Raw genomic sequence first — 16,409 nt, forward strand, 5'->3', positions numbered from 1 at the left:
TTCAAGCGCCGACACCATTGCCTCGGGCATGGTGCCGGCCCTCTCTTTACACGCAACCAATGGACGCTCCATGACCGAACTGCAGCAGGCCGCGCGCCAGGCCCTGGCGCTGATGGACCTCACCAGCCTCAACGACGACGACAGCGACGCCACCATCGAGGCGCTCTGCCAGCAGGCGAAGACGCCCGCCGGCACGCCGGCGGCGGTGTGCGTCTACCCGGCCTTCGTGGTCACCGCACGGCGGGCGCTGAAGGCCCATGGCCTCGAGGGCATCGTCAAGGTGGCCACGGTCACCAACTTCCCCCACGGCGGCGACGATATCATGGCCGCCGCCCGCGATACCCGGGCAGCCGCGGCCTCCGGCGCCGATGAGGTCGACGTGGTCTTCCCCTGGCGCGCCCTGATGGCCGGCGACGAGGAGACCGGCCGCGAGCTGGTCGCGGCCTGCAGGCAGGCCGCCGGCGACGCGCTGCTCAAGGTGATCCTGGAGACCGGTGAGCTGAAGGACCCGGCCCTGATCCGCCGCGCCGGCGAGCTGGCCCTGGAGGGCGGCGCCGACTTCCTCAAGACCTCTACCGGCAAGGTGGCGATCAATGCCACCCTGGAAGCGGCCGAGATCCTGCTGAGCGTGATCCGCGACAGCGGCCGCGACGTGGGCTTCAAGGCCGCCGGCGGTGTGCGCACCGTCGAGGACGCCCTGGCCTACCTGCAGCTCGCCGAACGCCTGATGGGCGTGGCGTGGATCACCCCGGCCCACATGCGCTTCGGCGCCTCGGGACTGCTCGGCAACCTGCTGCAGACCCTGCGGGTCGACGCCGTCGACGGCGCGGCGTCCGGGGGCTACTGATGGACGCCCGGGCCCTCCCCCAGGAGCTGATCCGCGCCAAGCGTGACGGCCGCTCGCTCGGTCGCGAGGCGATCCGGGAGCTGGTCGCGGGCATCGCCGACGGCAGCCTCTCGGATGCCCAGGTGGGCGCCCTGGCCATGGCGGTCTTCCTGCGGGGCATGGCGGCCGAGGAAACGGTGGCATTGACCGAGGCGATCCGCGACTCCGGTGAGGTGCTCGACTGGTCCGGCCTCGACCTGCCCGGGCCGGTGCTCGACAAGCACTCCACCGGCGGCGTGGGCGATCTCGTCTCGCTGGTGCTCGGCCCCTGGGTCGCCGCCTGCGGCGGGCACGTGCCGATGGTTTCCGGGCGGGGCCTCGGCCACACCGGCGGCACCCTGGACAAGCTCGAGGCGATCCCTGGCTACTCGGTCACCCCGGACACCGCCACCTTCCGCCGTCTGGTCAAGGAGGTGGGCGTGGCGATCATTGGCCAGACCGCCGACCTGGCACCGGCCGACCGACGCCTCTATGCGGTGCGCGACGTCACCGCCACCGTGGAGTCGCTGCCGCTGATCGTCAGCTCGATCCTCGGCAAGAAACTGGCCTGCGGGCTGGATGCCCTGGTGATGGACGTCAAGAGCGGCAGCGGCGCCTTTATGCCCACAGCGGAAGCGTCCAGAGAACTGGCGCAAACCATCGCCGAGGTGGCAAGCCAGGCCGGCACCCGCACGACGGCGCTGGTCACCGACATGAGCCAGCCGCTGGCCCCCTGTGCCGGCAATGCCCTCGAGGTGCGCGAGGCGCTGCGCCTGCTCGGCGGCGAGAAGCGCCATGGCCGCCTGCTGGCGGTGACCCGCGACCTGGCCGCCGAGCTGCTGCTGGCCGGCCGACTGGCCGATTCCCGGGACGCGGCCGTGGCGCGCCTCGACGCGGCCCTGTCGTCGGGGGCGGCCGCCGAGCGCTTCGCGCGCATGGTGGCGGGCCTCGGCGGCCCCAATGATCTGCTCGAACGCCCTGGCCACCACCTGCCCGAGGCACCGGTGACCCGCGCGGTGCATGCCGAGGACCCGGGCCGGGTCCAGGCCATGGACACCCGCGCCCTGGGCCTGGCCGTGGTGGCCCTCGGTGGCGGCCGACGCGTCCCCGGCGAGGCCATCGACCCCGCCGTCGGGCTGTCGCGCATCGCCTCCCTGGGCGAGGCGGTGGACGCCGAGCGCCCGCTGGCGCTGGTTCATGCCGCCAGCGCCGCGGATGCCGACCGGGCCGCCCGGCAGGTCCGCGAGGCCATCCGGGTCGGCGGCGGCCCCGTCACGCCCCCACCCCTGATCCATGACGTCATCCGTCGGGAGGCCCCATGACCCGCGCCATCGTGCTCGTGCTCGACTCCTTCGGCATCGGGGCGGCGCCAGACGCCGCGCGCTTCAATGATGCCGGCGCCGACACCCTGGGCCATATCGCCGCCGCCTGCGCCCGCGGGGAATGCGACCTTCCACAGCCCCCCGAAAGCGGGCTATCTCAGGGCCCCGAAACAGGCCCGGGCGCGGGTCGCCAAGGGCCGCTTCACCTGCCCCACCTGGCCCGGCTGGGCCTCTTCCATGCCCACCAGGCCAGCACCGGAAGCTGGGCCGAGGGCGTTGCGGTGCCCGAGTCGACCATCGGTGCCTGGGGCCACGCCCGGGAGCTCTCCTCCGGCAAGGACACCCCCTCCGGCCACTGGGAGATCGCCGGCGTGCCGGTGCGCTTTGACTGGGGCTACTTCCTCGATGAGCAGGCGAGCTTTCCGCCCGAGTTGCTCGAGGCGCTGGAGGAGGAGGCGGAGCTGCCCGGGGTGCTCGGCGACTGCCACGCCTCCGGCACCGAGATCATCGCCCGGCTCGGCGAGGCGCATATGGCAAGCGGCAAGCCCATCGTCTACACCTCGGCGGACTCGGTGTTCCAGATCGCCGCCCACGAGGAGACCTTCGGCCTGGAGCGGCTCTATGCGCTCTGCGAGGTTGCCCGCCGCCTGCTCGAGCCCTACAACATCGGCCGGGTGATCGCCCGCCCCTTTCTCGGCGAAAAGGCGCAGGGCGACGATGCCGCCAGCTTCTACCGCACCGCCAACCGCCGCGACTACAGTGTCGAGCCGCCCACCCCCACGGTGCTCCAGAAGCTGCATGACGACGGCGGCACGGTGGTAGCGATCGGCAAGATCGCCGACATCTACGCCCACTGCGGCATCACGCGCACGGTGAAGGCCAGCGGCCACGAGGCCCTGATGGATGCGACCCTCGAGGCCCTGAGGGATGCCGGCGAGCGCAGCCTGATCATGACCAACTTCGTCGACTTCGACATGGTCCACGGCCACCGCCGCGACGTGGCGGGCTATGCCGCGGCCCTGGAAGCCTTCGACGCCCGCCTGCCCGAGCTACTGGGCAGGCTCAGGGACGACGACCTGCTGGTCCTCACCGCCGACCATGGCTGCGACCCCACCTGGACGGGCACCGACCATACCCGCGAGCACATCCCGGTGCTGGCGCTGGGCGCGGGCCTCGCCCCGGGCTCGCTGGGAGCCCGCGAGACCTTTGCCGACATCGGCCAGAGCCTGGCCACGCACCTGGGCCTTGCCCCCATGGACGACGGTACCAGCTTCCTTCCGTCTGCCTCGTCGTCCACCCCGCTATCCAACGCTACGGGAGGCCACTGATGGCAACGCCCCATATCAACGCCGCACGCGGCGACTTCGCCGATACCGTGCTGATGCCCGGCGACCCGCTGCGTGCCCGCTACATCGCCGAGACCTTTCTCGACGAGTTCCGCCAGGTCAACACGGTGCGCAGCATGGCCGGCTACACCGGGCGCTACAAGGGCCGCGAGATCTCGGTGATGGGCCACGGCATGGGCATCCCCTCGGTCTCCATCTACGCCAAGGAGCTGATCACCGAGTATGATGTCCGCACGCTGATCCGTGTCGGCTCCTGCGGTGCGGTGCGCGACGACGTGGCGGTGCGCGACGTGGTGATCGGCATGGGCGCCTGCACCGACTCCGGGGTCAACCGCACGCGATTCGCCGGCATGGACTTCGCCGCCACCGCCGACTTCGCCCTGACCCGCGCCCTGGCCGACGCCGCCCATGACCTCGGCGTGGCGACGAAGATCGGCAACCTCTTCTCGGCGGACCTCTTCTACGACCCGCGCCCCGAGACCGCCGAGCTGCTCAGGCGCTACGGCATCGTCGGCGTGGAGATGGAGGCCGCCGGCCTCTATGGCGTCGCCGCCGAGTTCGGCGCCCGCGCGGCCACTGTCTGTACCGTCTCGGACCATATCCTCAGGGGGGACTCCCTGGACAGCACCGCGCGCGAGCGCAGCTTCGACGACATGATGCGCATCGCGCTGGATGCCGTGCTGCGCGATGATGCCGCAAAGGGAGCAACGCCATGAACGATTCCATCGAGCCCGCCATCGTCACCGCGCTGCTGGCCGTGCGCGAGTGCGCCTATGCGCCCTACTCCCACCACCCGGTGGGCGCCCTGGTGGTCAGCGAGAGCGGCACCCACTATGCCGGCGCCAATGTCGAGGTGGCCCACTACAAGGGGATCTGCGCCGAGGCCTCGGCGATCGCCGCCATGGCCAGCGCCGGCGAACGCCAGCTGCGCGAGGTCTGGGTGATCGGACCCGGCCGGCACCTCTGCACGCCCTGCGGCGACTGCCGCCAGCGCATCCGCGAGTTCGCCACCCCCGAGACCTGCATCCGGGTGGTGGATGCCGAGGGTCGGCTGCTCAAGGAGTACGACATGGAGGCGCTGCTGCCGGATTCCTTCGGGCCCGAGAACCTGAGCCCCTAGGCCCTGCACGACTCGTTACAGCGGCTATGCTTTCGTCTCTCACTCTAGAAACGTCGGAGCCTGCTCATGTCTCGCGCCATCGACATTCCCGCCGCCGACGGCACCATCGATGCCCATATCGTCACGCCCGATGACGCCGCCGGCCCGCTGCCGGCCGTGGTGCTGTTTACCGATATCGGCGGCCTGCGCCCCTGCTATCACGAGAAGGCCCAGCAGGTGGCGGACCAAGGCTATGCCGTGCTGATGCCCAATCTCTACTACCGCGACGCTGCGGGGACCGTGGTGCCGGAAGGCAAGTCCTTTCGCGACCCGGATGTGCGAGCGACCCTGCTCGAGTATGCCGCCCGCCTGACACCCGAAGCACAGACCCGAGACTTCGCCGCCCTGCTGAACTGCCTCGACAGCGAAGCCGACTTCGCGCATGGCAAGGTGGGCGTGGTCGGCTACTGCATGTCCGGCGCCTTCGCACTGCGCATGGCGGCGCAGCACCCCGACCGCGTGGCCGCCGCAGCCGGCTTTCACTCGGCTCGCCTGGCAGAGGCCGACGACCCCGACAGTCCCGTGCATGGGGTCGATACCATCGAGGCGCGGGTCTATCTCGGCCATGCCGACCAGGATGCGCTGCTGCCACCCGAGCAGATCGCCCGCATGGACGAGGCACTGGCCCAGGCCGGCGTGCACTTCACCACGGAGCTCTACAGGGGCGCGGCCCACGGCTTCACCGCCAAGGATGCGCCTTCCTACGACGCGACCGCCGATGCCCTGCATCACAAGCGACTCGCCATGCTGCTGGAGGAGGCGTTGTAGCACGACCTTTCCAGCCAGGAGCAGGCTTGGTCCGTGATGTCCCCACGGGATTGGATCAGTCCTGCCGACGTCTCTCTGGCCACCGCGACTACAGGCCTGAATGCAAGCAATAAGCGCAGCACCTGCGGTATCGAGGGCTGTGCCAAGCATTCGACGACAACTGCGGAAGACCTCAGGACGCGGCTCCTCTATGCCAGGCAAGGACTACTGAGCGTCACTGCCTGGCATCACCAGGCTCACGTCTTGCGGTGTGGCTTGGCCCTGGTTGCCCTTCTAACCTGCTTGCCGAATTCACGGTCCCTCTGCCGGCGCTCGGCGAGGCTAGCGGAGTTGAACGCATCCTCGGCGTGTAACTTGCGCCACCGAACGAGGCGTCCAGCGTCGAGCCGGCCCTCCTGGATAGCTTCCTGCACTGAGCAACCAGGCTCACTCTCGTGCTGGCAGTCGCTGAAACGGCACTGGGCTGCAAGCGCTTCGACCTCCGGATAAACGTCGGCGATACCCGATGCAGCGTCGGTCAGCTGCAGTTCGCGCATTCCTGGCGTGTCGAGCACAAGGCAACCGCCAGGTATCAGATGGAGTTCCCGTCGGGTCGTCGTATGGCGGCCCTTGGCATCCTCTTCACGGATGGGCTGGGTAGCGATGGCCTGCGTCCGAGCCAGGGCGTTCGTCAGGGTGGACTTGCCGACGCCCGAGGACCCGAGAAACGCCACAGTCCGGCCTGGCCTGCACCACGCCGATAGTGCGTTGGGGGGCCCTTCGCTGCGGGCATCGAGGGCAACCACTGCCACCCGGTCCGAGACGGCGCGGGCGGCCTCGATCCAGGGCTGCACGTCATCCACCAGATCCGTCTTGGTCAGCACGATGACGGGCTCGATCCCCGCCTCGAAGGCGAGAGCCACGTAGCGCTCGAGCCGGGCGATGTTGAAATCCTGGTTGCAGGAAGTGACAACGAAGACCGTATCGATATTGGCAGCAATCAGCTGCACCTGACGGTCCGTGCCGGGTGCCCGACGCTTGATGAGGCTGGCTCGGGACAGAACGCGACTCGCCCGGGGCTGGGCGCGGTCCAGCAGCAGCCAGTCACCTACCGTGGCGTCCGAGCGTGGCGGAAGGGTCTCGTCGATGCCGTCGCCAGTCACCTGCAGCCCGCTGCGATGCACCGCCACGACGCGCACCGGGGGCGTAATGCTCAATGCATCCACGTCAACCTGTTGGGCGAAGAAGGAACCCCAGCCCAGCCGCTCGAGTGGGGTAGGCTCGCGCATGGCCTGGCGTTTGCCTTTCCCCGGAAGAAAGGAGGAGTAATCACGCACCTTGGCGACCTGCCTCTACCAGAAAACGGGGTTGTTGAACGCTTCGACACACCGCGCCTTGCCCATCAGGGGAGTCAGCTCGGCTTCCGTCAACGACTGTGCCAGCCAGCCTTCAGGGTGCTGGAGCCTGTAGGGCGCCGGTATGAGCGACTCAGTGACTGGCTTGAAGCCAACCCGCGAGTAGTAGGCCGGGGCACCGTAGGTCACCACGACATCGACGCCCTTCCGACGCAGTGTGTCGAGAGCATGCTGCAGGAGCTGCTGCCCGATGCCCTCCCCCTGGCGTGCGGTCACTACCGCCACGGGACCCAGGACGAACACGCTCCGGTCATCCCTATCGTAGGTCAGCCGCGAAAAGACCGCCCCGGCGACAATCGCCCCCTCCTCCTCGGCGACGAAGACATCGAGGTCAGGTGCCGGCGTGCCGGTCAGCTGGTGGCGGACCAGGTCACCGACCACCGCGCCTTCTTCCGCGCCCTCGGAGTCGGTGAAGGTAGCGGCAAAGAGGTCGATGATGGGTTGTTCACGCCCCTTGAAGGCATTCGACCATTCCATAGGGGGTTCTCCTGGTTGGGACGGCACAGGCCAGCCTCGATGATGCCGGGGTGACGCGGGCCAGTTCGTCAGGGTCGCTGCAGAACGAACATCCCGACCCTGAACGCCTTCTCGCCAGGTCCGCAGCGCTGCACGCACACACTGACCAGCCATTCGCCTGCCTCCGCCCCTTGAGCAGGCCGATCTTCTCGAAGAAGCGCGGCGCCGTCCGCGATAGCCCCATGCTTTCTGCCCGTTCTGACATGCTGAACATAGGCTGCGCTCTTTCTCGGCGGCCCTCGTCAGTGGCCCAGTCATAACTCGTCAGTGTCCCCAATGATAAAGTGTGGCGCTGTAGACGGCCCATAGACGACCATCCCCCACGATGGATGCATCAAGAGGGCCGAGGGTGGGATAGATCCGGCCTCGGCGTGCGGCGGCTCAGCCCCCCGGCTTGGCCTCGAGCCCCGGCCCCTCCTCATGGACCAGCTCCACGTCGACGATCCGCGAGCGGCTCATGACGATCTTCCAGCGCTGCAGCAGCGGTGCGCCGTCGCCCTCCACCTCGCGAATCACCAGGTTGATCAGGTGGCGCTTCTCCACCGCCTCGCGCACCACCTGCCCTTTCTCCTCCAGCCGATAGACATGGTGGCTGCCCTTGTCCATCAGCCGCGCCAGCGGCGAGAGGTCGAGGGTCAGGGTCTCGCGGGTGCGGTCATAGCCGCTGAGAAAGCGGGTCGGCGACATGCGCGAGCTGGAACGGTAGTGCAGCACCACCTCCTCGCGCTGGGCCAGGTTACGCTTGCGCACCCGGCGGATCTGCTCGTCGAGTCGGGCATAGCGCTGATAGTCGAACCACTCGAGCTGGCGCCCCAGGACGGTATTGCTGGTGGGGTCCAGGTACTGGCGTCGCCACTTGGGCCGGCCCCGGCGCAGCCAGCGCCACAGGGTGATGCGCAGGTCGTCCTTGAACACCTCGCGCAGCGCATAGATCACCGCCAGGGTCAGCACGAAGAGCGCGGTGATGTCGCCCAGGGACTCACGGGCCTGCAGCAGGCCCAGGGAGACGAAGCTCATCACCACCGCCGTCGCGAAGGCCTTCACCGCCTTCTGCTCGCCGCCACCCAGCTCCTGGCTGCGCTGCTTGAGGGTCACGGGATACTCGATCAGCCGCCTCAGCAGGCGCATCTTGTTGGACATCCGGGTGGGGTCACGGGTCACCCGCTCGGAGTTGTACTCCCGGGCCCGGCGATGCTCGATCTCGTCGCGGCAGATGGTCAGCAGGCGCTCGCGGATCGCCCGAAAGTCATTACCCCGCGGCAGGTGGGCCACCAGCGCCAGCAGGTTCTGTTCGGTGAACCAGGAGAGGTAGTTGTCGATGTTGGCGTAGTAGCGATGCAGGCTCTCGTCGCCCGGCTCCTGGCGGCGCAGCCGCCTGAGGATGCCCCGGGCCAGGTCGGCGGTCTCCTCGAGCTGGATGCGCAACCGCTCGCCCCCCTCGTCGTCCTTCGCCGTGCGGCTCCTGGCGGGCGCCGGCCCCTTTTCGGCCTGGTCGTCCCCTCGCTTCTCCGCCCTCTGGGCGCGACGCGACAGCTCCAGCAGCGACTGGGCGGAGCGCTCCAGGGCCACCACGTACTGGTAGGCATAGAGGCTCAGCCCCAGGCGGTACTGGCCGGCGTCGAGACGCTTGCCCGCCAGACGGCTCATTACCAGCGGCAGCCGGTGGCGGTCGCTGTAGTAGGTGCGCTTGACGTGGATGGCGCCGTGGTAGAACGCCTCTTCGGAGAGCACATGGGGATTCAGGCCCAGCTCGGCGGGCACGAAGAGGAAGAGGTCCAGCCGGTGGGAGGTCTCCTCGCGGAGCACGCGGGAGACCTTGAGGTGCAGGCTGTCCCGGCGCTCGACCGTGATCGGGTGGGTCGCCATGAGGGACTAGGCGGGATCCGGGGAGCCGCCCCGGGCATTGGTGTCGCCGGCGGGGTCGGCGACCCCGGCCTCACCGGGCCGACGGCCGCTGGCATCGCGGGCCTCGGCGCCCTCGCCGGTCCCATCCAGGCGCCCCCCACCGTGCCCTTCCATGCTCACGCTGAGCCGTGGCACGCCGAGGTCGACCGACTGCGTCTCCATGCGCTGCTTGAGCAGCAGGTTGAAGGCGCGCGCCACGTCCCACTGCATCTCCGGGGCGGTGCGAAAGCGCATGCGCAGGATGGCGCAGCCGTCCTCGAAGCTGTCGATGCCCTGCATCTCCAGCGGCGACCAGATGTAGTGGCGCATCATCGGATCCTGGCGCAGCTCCAGGGCTGTCTCCTGCATCAGGGTGGTGGCATCGTCGATCTTCATGTCGAAGGGGATGCGGACCCGCATCAGGGCGATACCGAACTGGCGCGACATGTTGTGGATCGAGTCGATGCGGCTGAAGGTGATGATGTGCACGATGCCGTCCAGGTCGCGCAGGCGCACGGTGCGCAGGGTCAGCCCCTCGACGGTGCCCATGTGGCCGTTGATCTTGACGAAGTCATCCACCGCCAGCGAGTCCTCGATGAGGATGAAGATGCCGGTGATCAGGTCCTGCACCAGGGTCTGGGCGCCGAAACCGATGGCCAGGCCGATCACCCCGGCACCGGCCAGCAGCGGCGTGACGTTCACTCCCAGATTGGCCAGGCCGACGATGGAGGCGATGATCACGATGGTCGCGAAGATGATATTGCGGATCATCGGCGTGATGGTCTGCGCCCGGGCCAGGTTGACCCGCCGCCCCCGGGCCCGCGCCGGGCTGGTCAGGGCGCGCTGGATGGCGGTGTCGGCGAAGATCCAGATCAGCCAGGCCAGCAGCACGGTGAAGCCGATGGCCAACAGGGCCTGGCCGATGCGCACGCTGGCCACCCCCTGCTGGCCGATGCCGATCAGCGAGCCCCCCCATACCTGCAGCGAGAGCTCGGCGAAGGCGATCCAGGCGAGCACATGGGCCAGAGCGTAGCCGAAGCGCTCCAGGCGGCGGCGGTAGTCGCTCAGCCGCCGGCGCCTGGAGCGACGCTCGCCGTGCCGACGGATCAGGCCGGTGATCACCAGAGTCAGCACCAGCAGCGAGGCCGAGATGATCGAGCGGGCCAGGGCCGTGCCCACGTCGCCCACGGTGATGAAGATCGCCAGCAGCGAGCCCCCTACCAGCAGCAGGGCCGGCACGTGCCACAGGCCGCCGACCAGCCGGACCACCTCGGAGGCGCCGCCGCTGTCGCGCCGCTGGGAATAGGGGCGGTTGCGGATCAGGTGCTTGATCGGGCGCTTGAAGCGGATGATGAAGCGCCCGCTGATCATCGCCGCCAGCACGTTGGCCAGCACCGACATCAGGCTCGCCAGGTCGCTGCCCATGATCCCCGAGAGACGGGTGGAGTTGAAGGCATCGCCCAGGGCGATCAGCGCGCCGATGATGAACAGCGGCCTGAGGCTCTGCTGCTGCAGGATCTGCACGGCGATGAAGCGATGGCCGCTGGTGAAGACCGAGATCACCGTCTCCACCACCACCGAGAGGGTGCGCCCGCACAGCGCCACATAGGCGATCACCAGGGTCGCGGTGCGACCCGAGCTCTCCGGCACCAGCTGGGCGATGCCCAGCACCAGCGCGAAGGCCAGCGCCCAGGGCAGCATGCGGCGCAGGAAATGCACCACCAGCAGCCAGGCGCGAGGCTCGCGGGGAAGGTCCAGGGGCCAGCCCCGGCGTTTGGCCAGCAGCCGACCCAGGGCGATCAGGATCACCAGCAACCCGGCCCAGATCACCAGCAGCACGGTGAGCTCGATGACGAAGCGCAGCAGCTCGGCGTTGCCGGTCTGCACCACCAGGTCCACCAGGTCAGACCCGCCCTGCCGCAACTGGCGCAGCCACTCGTCCACCGGCGACCGACCGGCCTCCGCCTGTGCGCCGAGGTCGCTGATGGTCTCCGCCAGGGCGCCCAGCAGGCCCTGGGGGCGCGTGATGCCCGACTCCTCGGCGGCCGGGTCGTGGGCCTGCTGCAGCTGGCGCAGGCTCTCCAGCAGGGCCTGACGCTGGTCGGCATCCTCGAGGGTCGCGATCACCTCATCCAGCGAGGCCTGGAAGGCCTGGGGATCGTGGGAGGTCGGCTCGTCCCCGCCCCCAGGTGTCAGGGCGGAAAGGGGCGTGGACTGGGCCGAGGCCGCCGTCGCCAGCAGCAGCGTCAGCAGCAACCACGTCAGCAGGCCGCGCACGACAACGAACAGGCGGTAGGCGTCAGGCACTCTCTCGACTCCCTGGCATCTTGTCTCCCTGGTCTCTCGTCTTTGGTGAACGGATGACGGGCCGGCCGCCATCCATGATGGCCGAGGCAGTGTGATAGGCTGCCGACACCATGCCCTACAGGATGCCGTCATGACGCCGCAACCGCCACCCGAACCCCGCAACGCCGACGGCGAGATGCGTCGCGTCGGCGTCGAGATCGAGTTCGCCGGCCTGCCTCCCCGGGAGACGGCCGAGCTGGTGCGCGAGCTGTTCGGCGGCGAGGTGGAGGCGCTCAGTCCCCATCGCCTCAAGGTCAGCGGCACCCGCTGGGGCGCGTTCGGCATCGAGCTCGACACCCAGTACGCCCACCCCGACCAGAGCGCGGTGGATGCCGAGGCCGCCGGCGACAGCGAATGGGAGCGCATGCGCCTGGACTTCCACGCCCGGACCCGGGAGCTGATCGGCGACGTGGTCACCGGCCTGGTGCCCACCGAGATCGTCTGCCCGCCGGTGCCCTGGGACGAGCTGGAAGAGCTCGACGCCCTCTTCGAGGCGCTGCGCACCCACGGGGCCAAGGGCACCGACGCCAGTCTGCTCTACGGCTTCGGCCTGCACCTCAACCCCGAGGTACCGAGCCTCGAGGCCGAGAGCCTGCTGGCCTACCTGCGCGCCTACCTGCTGAGCGCCGCCTGGCTGCGCGAGCAGATCCACGTGGACATCACCCGTGAGGTGCTGCCCCACGCCAATCCCTTCCCCCGGGCCTATGCGCTGAGGGTGCTCGACCCGGACTATGCCCCGGACCTGGACACCCTGATCGACGACTACCTGGCCGACAACCCGACACGCAACCGCGAGTTGGACCTCTTCCCGCTGTTCGCCCACCTGCGCCCGGACCATCCCCACGAGCTGCTGCGCAGCAAGCTGGTCAAGGCGCGGCCTACCTTCCACTACCGCCTGCCCAATGCCCAGCTATCGGAGCCGGGCTGGGGGGCGGTGACGGAGTGGAATCGCTGGCTGGAGGTCGAGCGCCTGGCCAGCACCCCCGAGACCCTGGCCGAACGCAGCGCGCAGTTTCTCGCCCGCCACCGGCCCTCGGCACCGCGCCGCTGGCTGACCCGCCTGCGCCGCTGGGTGACTCGCCAATGAGCCGCAAGACACGCCCACTGATCGGCATCACCACCTCCGACGCCAAGAGCCGGATCGCCTGGTGGTTCGACTGGTTCGCCGTCTGGCGCCACGGCGGCCGGCCGCGGCGGCTGTCGCCCTCGCGCCCCTTTCCCGAGGCGCTCGATGGCCTGATCATCGGCGGCGGCGACGATATCCAGGCCCACCTCTACGGCGACGAGATGCGCCTGGACGTCCGCGTCGACCCGCAGCGCGACGAACTCGAGCTCGAGCTGCTGGAGCGCTTCATTCCCTTGGGCAAGCCGGTGCTGGGCATCTGCCGCGGCGCCCAGCTGATCAACGTCTACCAGGGCGGCACCCTGGACCCGGACATCTACACCACCCATGAGGGGCTCAAGCGCCGGCGCACCGTGCTGCCGCGCAAGACCGTGGACATCGTCGCCGACAGCCAGCTGCACCGCATCCTCGAGGTGAGCTGGTGTCGCATCAACAGCCTGCACCACCAGGCGGTGCAGCGGACGGGAAAGGGCATCGAGATCGTCGCCCGGGACCGCGATGGCCTGGTGCAGGGCATCGAGTCCCGCGACCACGAGTTCCTGCTCGGCGTGCAGTGGCACCCGGAGTGGCTGGTCTTCAACCGCCCCCAGCAGCGGCTGATCCGCGCCCTGGTGGAGGCCGCCCAGCGCGGTATCGCCTCGGCGTAGCTCGGCCCGAGACAGACGCAGTGTCCGGGAAGGCGCGTCGCTCGAGACAAAGAGCCGGGGCCACCTCACGGTGGCCCCGGCGCGATGCTATCCCGTGCCGGCCACTCTGGCCGGCCTCCGGGCTCAGCTTTCCAGCTTCGCCGACAGGCTGATCTCGGCATTGAACAGCTTGGAGACGGGGCATCCCTCCTTGGCCTTGTTGGCCGCATCCTGGAAGGCCGCCTCGTCGGCGCCCGGGATCTTCGCCACGGTGTCGAGGTGGATGGCGGTGATGGCGAAACCACCCTCGACCTCCTCGAGGGAGACCTTGGCCTCGGTGGCGATGCGCTCGGCGGTCAGACCGGCCTCGCCCAGGATCAGCGACAGGGCCATGGAGTAGCAGCTCGCATGGGCGGCGCCGATCAGCTCCTCGGGGTTGGAGCCCGCCTCGCCCTCGAAGCGCTTGGCGAAGCTGTAGGGTACGTCCTGGAGCACGCCGCTCTGGGTGGACACCGTCCCCTTGCCGTCCTTGAGGCCGCCCTGCCAGACGGCGCTGCCGGATTTCTTGATGCTCATGTCGACTCCTTCTCGTTTTCAGGGGTAACTTGCTGCCTCTTCACCATACACCATGGGGATGCTCTCCTCCTGAGGCAAGCTCGATTGCATCACGGGCCGCCAGCGACCAGACTGAATGGAAAATATTTCTAAATACATGCAGAAGGGAGGCTCCCATGACCACATCGCCCCGCGTGCGACTCGCCGCCACCGACCATGAACCGGCCCGCGACCTGCCGGCCATCGGCCAGGGCACCTGGTACCTGGGCGAGGGGCTGGCCCCGCGAGAGGACGAGGTGCGTGCCCTGCAGCATGGCCTGGCCCACGGACTCACCCTGATCGACACCGCCGAGATGTACGGCGACGGCGGCGCCGAGGAGGTGGTGGGCGAGGCGCTCGCGGATCGTCGCGACGAAGCCTTCCTGGTCTCCAAGGTCTACCCCTGGAATGCCGGGCGCGACAGCGCCATCGCCGCCTGCGAGGCGAGCCTCAGGCGCCTGCGCACCGACCACCTCGACCTCTACCTGCTGCACTGGCCGGGCAGCATCTCGCTGGATGAGACCCTGGAAGCCTTCGAGCGGCTGCGCGAGGCGGGCAAGATCCGCCGCTTCGGCGTCTCCAACTTCGACGTGGAAGAGATGGCGGCGCTGTCCGCCCTGCCCGGCGGCGCGGCCTGCGCGGTGAACCAGGTGCTCTACCATCTGGGCTCGCGGGGCATCGAGCACTCGCTGCTGCCCTGGCAGCGCGAACGTGGCATCCCCACCATGGCCTACTGCCCCCTGGCCCAGGCCGGCACGCTGCGCCGCGACCTGCTCGGCCACCCCGAGGTGAAGGCGGTCGCCGCGGAGCTCGGCATCACGCCCACCCAGCTGCTGCTCGCCTGGGCGATTAGCCCCAACCACGGCGCCAGGGACGTGATCGCCATTCCCAAGGCCACCCAGCTCGAGCACGTGGAACAGAACGCCGCCGCCCTGGCGGTCGAGCTGGATGCCGAGAGCCTGGCCCGCCTGGACGCCGTCTTCCCGGCACCGAGCCGCAAGACAGCGCTGGATATCGTCTAGCGGCGAGCGGGGAAAACCTAGCCGCGCAGCCTGGCCAGCGCCGCGGCGAGCGCCTCATGGCCCAGCTCGCGCATCGCCGCGATATTGCGCGCGGGAATGCCCTCGGGGTCGGGATGATGCTCGAGGGCCTGCTCCAGGCCCGCCTCGCGCAGCAGGTGCCACATCGGATAGGGCGAGCGGTTGGTGAAGTTGGCGGGATCGTCCGGCTCGGCGTCGGCGAAGACGTAGTCCGGGTGGAAGCTCGCCAGCTGGAAGGTGCCCTCATAGCCCTGATCGGCCAGCAACGCTTCGGCGATCTCCAGCAGGTCAAGGTAGTCGTCGAAGTCCTCGAGCCCCTCGGTGAGCACCAGCAGGGTCGTCTCCACTTCGGGGGTCGCCTCCAGGTGGCGGCACTCGTCGAACAGCGTCAGCAGCGCCGCCTCGCGGTCGCGGGCCGGCACCGCCACGGTGCGGATGGTGTCGCGCGCCACCTCGCGGCCGGCGAAGGGACAGACGTCATGGGCGACCACGAAGGTCTCCACCCAGGCTCGGGTGGCGGCAAGGGGATCAGTGGGTACGGTCATGGACGCCTCGGTCGGGGAAGTGAGAGAAAGATAGGGGATGAGAGAAAGGCACGAGAAGGGAGCGGCAGTATAGCCCAGGCGGCCACCCCGCCCTATCGGCCCCGCCGCGAGGCCAGGCGATCGGCCAGCCGGGTCGGCTCCGGCAGCTTGGTACGCCCCAGGCAACGGATCACCCAGTCGAGCGCCGTGGGCAGCGACACCCGGTGGCCCGGCGAGACGAAGATCGGCTTCACCTTCACCCGCGAGCGCAGCACCGCGCCGATCACCTCGTCATCCGGGCCATCCACCAGCGGCGTCCAGTCGCCCCGCGCCGGCCCGGGCTCGCCGTGACGGCCACACAGCCGTGACTTGGCCACGCCGATGGTGGGCAGGTCGAGCCACAGCCCCAGGTGGCTGGCCACGCCGATGCGCCGCGGGTGGGCGATGCCCTGGCCGTCCACCATGACGAGCTGCGGTTGAGTGGTGAGCCTGTCGAAGGCACCCAGCGCCGCCGGCACCTCGCGAAACGACAACAGCCCCGGCACATAGGGCATGCGCGTCGGCTCGCGATGCACCACCTGCTCCACGATTTCCAGGGTTGTCGGCTCAAGGGTGGCCGGCTCGAGCTCGCCTGATGCACCCGCCGGCCAGGCCATCACCACCACCGCCGCCCGGGTGATCGCCCCCTGCTGCTCGAAGCCGATATCCACCCCGGCGAGGTGGCGCACCGGGTCCAGGCGGTCGGCACGCTCCACGCTTTTCGCCAGGCGCTTCTGCAGCGCAATGGCGTCTCTCGGGGCGAGGTTCCAGTCGTGGAGAGGGGCAGTCGGCATGGGGACTCCTGAACAGCCGCTTGTGAGTGACGTAGACTATCGCCCCCGGCACGCAGGCAGGAAGGGAGA

16 protein-coding genes are annotated in these 16,409 nt (G+C 69.3%); 9 read left to right on the forward strand and 7 right to left on the reverse strand.

Going from position 1 to position 16,409, the window contains the following annotated elements:
* Positions 1-70 precede the first annotated feature (70 nt).
* The 6 genes from deoC (at position 71) to DFP85_RS05615 (ending at position 5,460) form a co-directional block, all read left to right on the forward strand.
* Entirely contained in the window at positions 71-847 is a 777-nt protein-coding gene (gene deoC, locus DFP85_RS05590) for a deoxyribose-phosphate aldolase (RefSeq protein WP_133635320.1), read from the forward strand.
* Positions 847-2,187, forward strand: coding sequence for a thymidine phosphorylase (gene deoA, locus DFP85_RS05595; protein ID WP_133635321.1), 1,341 nt, complete (start codon positions 847-849; stop codon positions 2,185-2,187). The genes deoC and deoA overlap by 1 nt, the downstream gene beginning before the upstream one ends.
* On the forward strand, positions 2,184-3,515 hold the full coding sequence (locus DFP85_RS05600) for a phosphopentomutase (protein ID WP_133635322.1): 1,332 nt from the start codon (positions 2,184-2,186) through the stop codon (positions 3,513-3,515). The genes deoA and DFP85_RS05600 overlap by 4 nt, the downstream gene beginning before the upstream one ends.
* Positions 3,515-4,249 carry a purine-nucleoside phosphorylase gene (gene deoD, locus DFP85_RS05605; RefSeq protein ID WP_133635323.1) on the forward strand — a complete coding sequence of 245 codons (735 nt, stop codon included), beginning with the start codon at positions 3,515-3,517 and terminating at the stop codon, positions 4,247-4,249. The genes DFP85_RS05600 and deoD overlap by 1 nt, the downstream gene beginning before the upstream one ends.
* Complete coding sequence (gene cdd / locus DFP85_RS05610) at positions 4,246-4,653, forward strand: cytidine deaminase (protein WP_133635324.1); 408 nt, start codon at positions 4,246-4,248, stop codon at positions 4,651-4,653. Before deoD ends, cdd begins: the two co-directional genes overlap by 4 nt.
* A gap of 66 nt (positions 4,654-4,719) precedes the next feature.
* Positions 4,720-5,460 carry a dienelactone hydrolase family protein gene (locus DFP85_RS05615; protein WP_133635325.1) on the forward strand — a complete coding sequence of 247 codons (741 nt, stop codon included), beginning with the start codon at positions 4,720-4,722 and terminating at the stop codon, positions 5,458-5,460.
* A 236-nt stretch (positions 5,461-5,696) separates the two neighbouring features.
* On the opposite strand, the gene rsgA is transcribed toward DFP85_RS05615, so the two are convergent.
* From rsgA to DFP85_RS05635, 4 genes are all read right to left on the reverse strand, one after another.
* A complete protein-coding gene (rsgA, locus tag DFP85_RS05620) occupies positions 5,697-6,776 on the reverse strand; it encodes a ribosome small subunit-dependent GTPase A (RefSeq protein WP_243737212.1) in 1,080 nt (359 codons plus the stop codon).
* A 15-nt stretch (positions 6,777-6,791) separates the two neighbouring features.
* Entirely contained in the window at positions 6,792-7,331 is a 540-nt protein-coding gene (locus DFP85_RS05625; protein WP_133635326.1) for a GNAT family N-acetyltransferase, read from the reverse strand.
* Positions 7,332-7,751: 420 nt separating this feature from the next.
* Positions 7,752-9,236 (reverse strand): hypothetical protein, encoded by a 1,485-nt coding sequence (locus tag DFP85_RS05630; protein WP_133635327.1) that lies wholly within the window; start codon positions 9,234-9,236, stop codon positions 7,752-7,754.
* A gap of 6 nt (positions 9,237-9,242) precedes the next feature.
* Positions 9,243-11,561, reverse strand: coding sequence for a mechanosensitive ion channel family protein (locus tag DFP85_RS05635; protein ID WP_243737213.1), 2,319 nt, complete (start codon positions 11,559-11,561; stop codon positions 9,243-9,245).
* Positions 11,562-11,691: 130 nt separating this feature from the next.
* On the opposite strand from DFP85_RS05635, the gene DFP85_RS05640 reads away from it, so the two are divergent.
* Complete coding sequence (locus DFP85_RS05640) at positions 11,692-12,687, forward strand: amidoligase family protein (protein ID WP_133635329.1); 996 nt, start codon at positions 11,692-11,694, stop codon at positions 12,685-12,687.
* A complete protein-coding gene (locus DFP85_RS05645; RefSeq protein ID WP_133635330.1) occupies positions 12,684-13,370 on the forward strand; it encodes a gamma-glutamyl-gamma-aminobutyrate hydrolase family protein in 687 nt (228 codons plus the stop codon). The genes DFP85_RS05640 and DFP85_RS05645 overlap by 4 nt, the downstream gene beginning before the upstream one ends.
* Positions 13,371-13,493: 123 nt before the next feature.
* On the opposite strand, the gene DFP85_RS05650 is transcribed toward DFP85_RS05645, so the two are convergent.
* Positions 13,494-13,925 (reverse strand): OsmC family protein, encoded by a 432-nt coding sequence (locus DFP85_RS05650; RefSeq protein WP_208108457.1) that lies wholly within the window; start codon positions 13,923-13,925, stop codon positions 13,494-13,496.
* Positions 13,926-14,080: 155 nt separating this feature from the next.
* Here DFP85_RS05650 and DFP85_RS05655 point away from each other — a divergent pair, with 155 nt between their 5' ends.
* The gene (locus DFP85_RS05655; protein ID WP_133635331.1) at positions 14,081-14,965 is read left to right on the forward strand and encodes an aldo/keto reductase; all 885 of its coding nucleotides are present in this window, start codon (positions 14,081-14,083) and stop codon (positions 14,963-14,965) included.
* A 17-nt stretch (positions 14,966-14,982) separates the two neighbouring features.
* Here the strand turns inward: DFP85_RS05655 and DFP85_RS05660 are convergent, their stop codons facing one another.
* The gene (locus DFP85_RS05660) at positions 14,983-15,528 is read right to left on the reverse strand and encodes a DUF1415 domain-containing protein (RefSeq protein ID WP_133635332.1); all 546 of its coding nucleotides are present in this window, start codon (positions 15,526-15,528) and stop codon (positions 14,983-14,985) included.
* 92 nt (positions 15,529-15,620) lie between these two features.
* A complete protein-coding gene (nfi, locus tag DFP85_RS05665; protein WP_133635333.1) occupies positions 15,621-16,340 on the reverse strand; it encodes a deoxyribonuclease V in 720 nt (239 codons plus the stop codon).
* Between the last annotated feature and the right edge of the window lie 69 nt (positions 16,341-16,409).

The sequence above is a fragment of the Halomonas ventosae genome (assembly GCF_004363555.1).
GTDB classification, from domain to species: domain Bacteria; phylum Pseudomonadota; class Gammaproteobacteria; order Pseudomonadales; family Halomonadaceae; genus Halomonas; species Halomonas ventosae.

What these genes read in the sequence shown, in the direction of transcription:
- deoA (WP_133635321.1), top strand. Translation starts at nt 847, where the DNA reads ATGGACGCCCGGGCCCTCCCCCAGGAGCTGATCCGCGCCAAGCGTGAC.
- DFP85_RS05655 (WP_133635331.1), top strand. Translation starts at nt 14,081, where the DNA reads ATGACCACATCGCCCCGCGTGCGACTCGCCGCCACCGACCATGAACCG.
- DFP85_RS05660 (WP_133635332.1), bottom strand. Translation starts at nt 15,528, where the DNA reads ATGACCGTACCCACTGATCCCCTTGCCGCCACCCGAGCCTGGGTGGAG.
- cdd (WP_133635324.1), top strand. Translation starts at nt 4,246, where the DNA reads ATGAACGATTCCATCGAGCCCGCCATCGTCACCGCGCTGCTGGCCGTG.
- DFP85_RS05600 (WP_133635322.1), top strand. Translation starts at nt 2,184, where the DNA reads ATGACCCGCGCCATCGTGCTCGTGCTCGACTCCTTCGGCATCGGGGCG.
- DFP85_RS05625 (WP_133635326.1), bottom strand. Translation starts at nt 7,331, where the DNA reads ATGGAATGGTCGAATGCCTTCAAGGGGCGTGAACAACCCATCATCGAC.
- deoC (WP_133635320.1), top strand. Translation starts at nt 71, where the DNA reads ATGACCGAACTGCAGCAGGCCGCGCGCCAGGCCCTGGCGCTGATGGAC.
- DFP85_RS05630 (WP_133635327.1), bottom strand. Translation starts at nt 9,236, where the DNA reads ATGGCGACCCACCCGATCACGGTCGAGCGCCGGGACAGCCTGCACCTC.
- DFP85_RS05650 (WP_208108457.1), bottom strand. Translation starts at nt 13,925, where the DNA reads ATGAGCATCAAGAAATCCGGCAGCGCCGTCTGGCAGGGCGGCCTCAAG.
- DFP85_RS05640 (WP_133635329.1), top strand. Translation starts at nt 11,692, where the DNA reads ATGACGCCGCAACCGCCACCCGAACCCCGCAACGCCGACGGCGAGATG.
- DFP85_RS05645 (WP_133635330.1), top strand. Translation starts at nt 12,684, where the DNA reads ATGAGCCGCAAGACACGCCCACTGATCGGCATCACCACCTCCGACGCC.
- deoD (WP_133635323.1), top strand. Translation starts at nt 3,515, where the DNA reads ATGGCAACGCCCCATATCAACGCCGCACGCGGCGACTTCGCCGATACC.
- DFP85_RS05615 (WP_133635325.1), top strand. Translation starts at nt 4,720, where the DNA reads ATGTCTCGCGCCATCGACATTCCCGCCGCCGACGGCACCATCGATGCC.
- nfi (WP_133635333.1), bottom strand. Translation starts at nt 16,340, where the DNA reads ATGCCGACTGCCCCTCTCCACGACTGGAACCTCGCCCCGAGAGACGCC.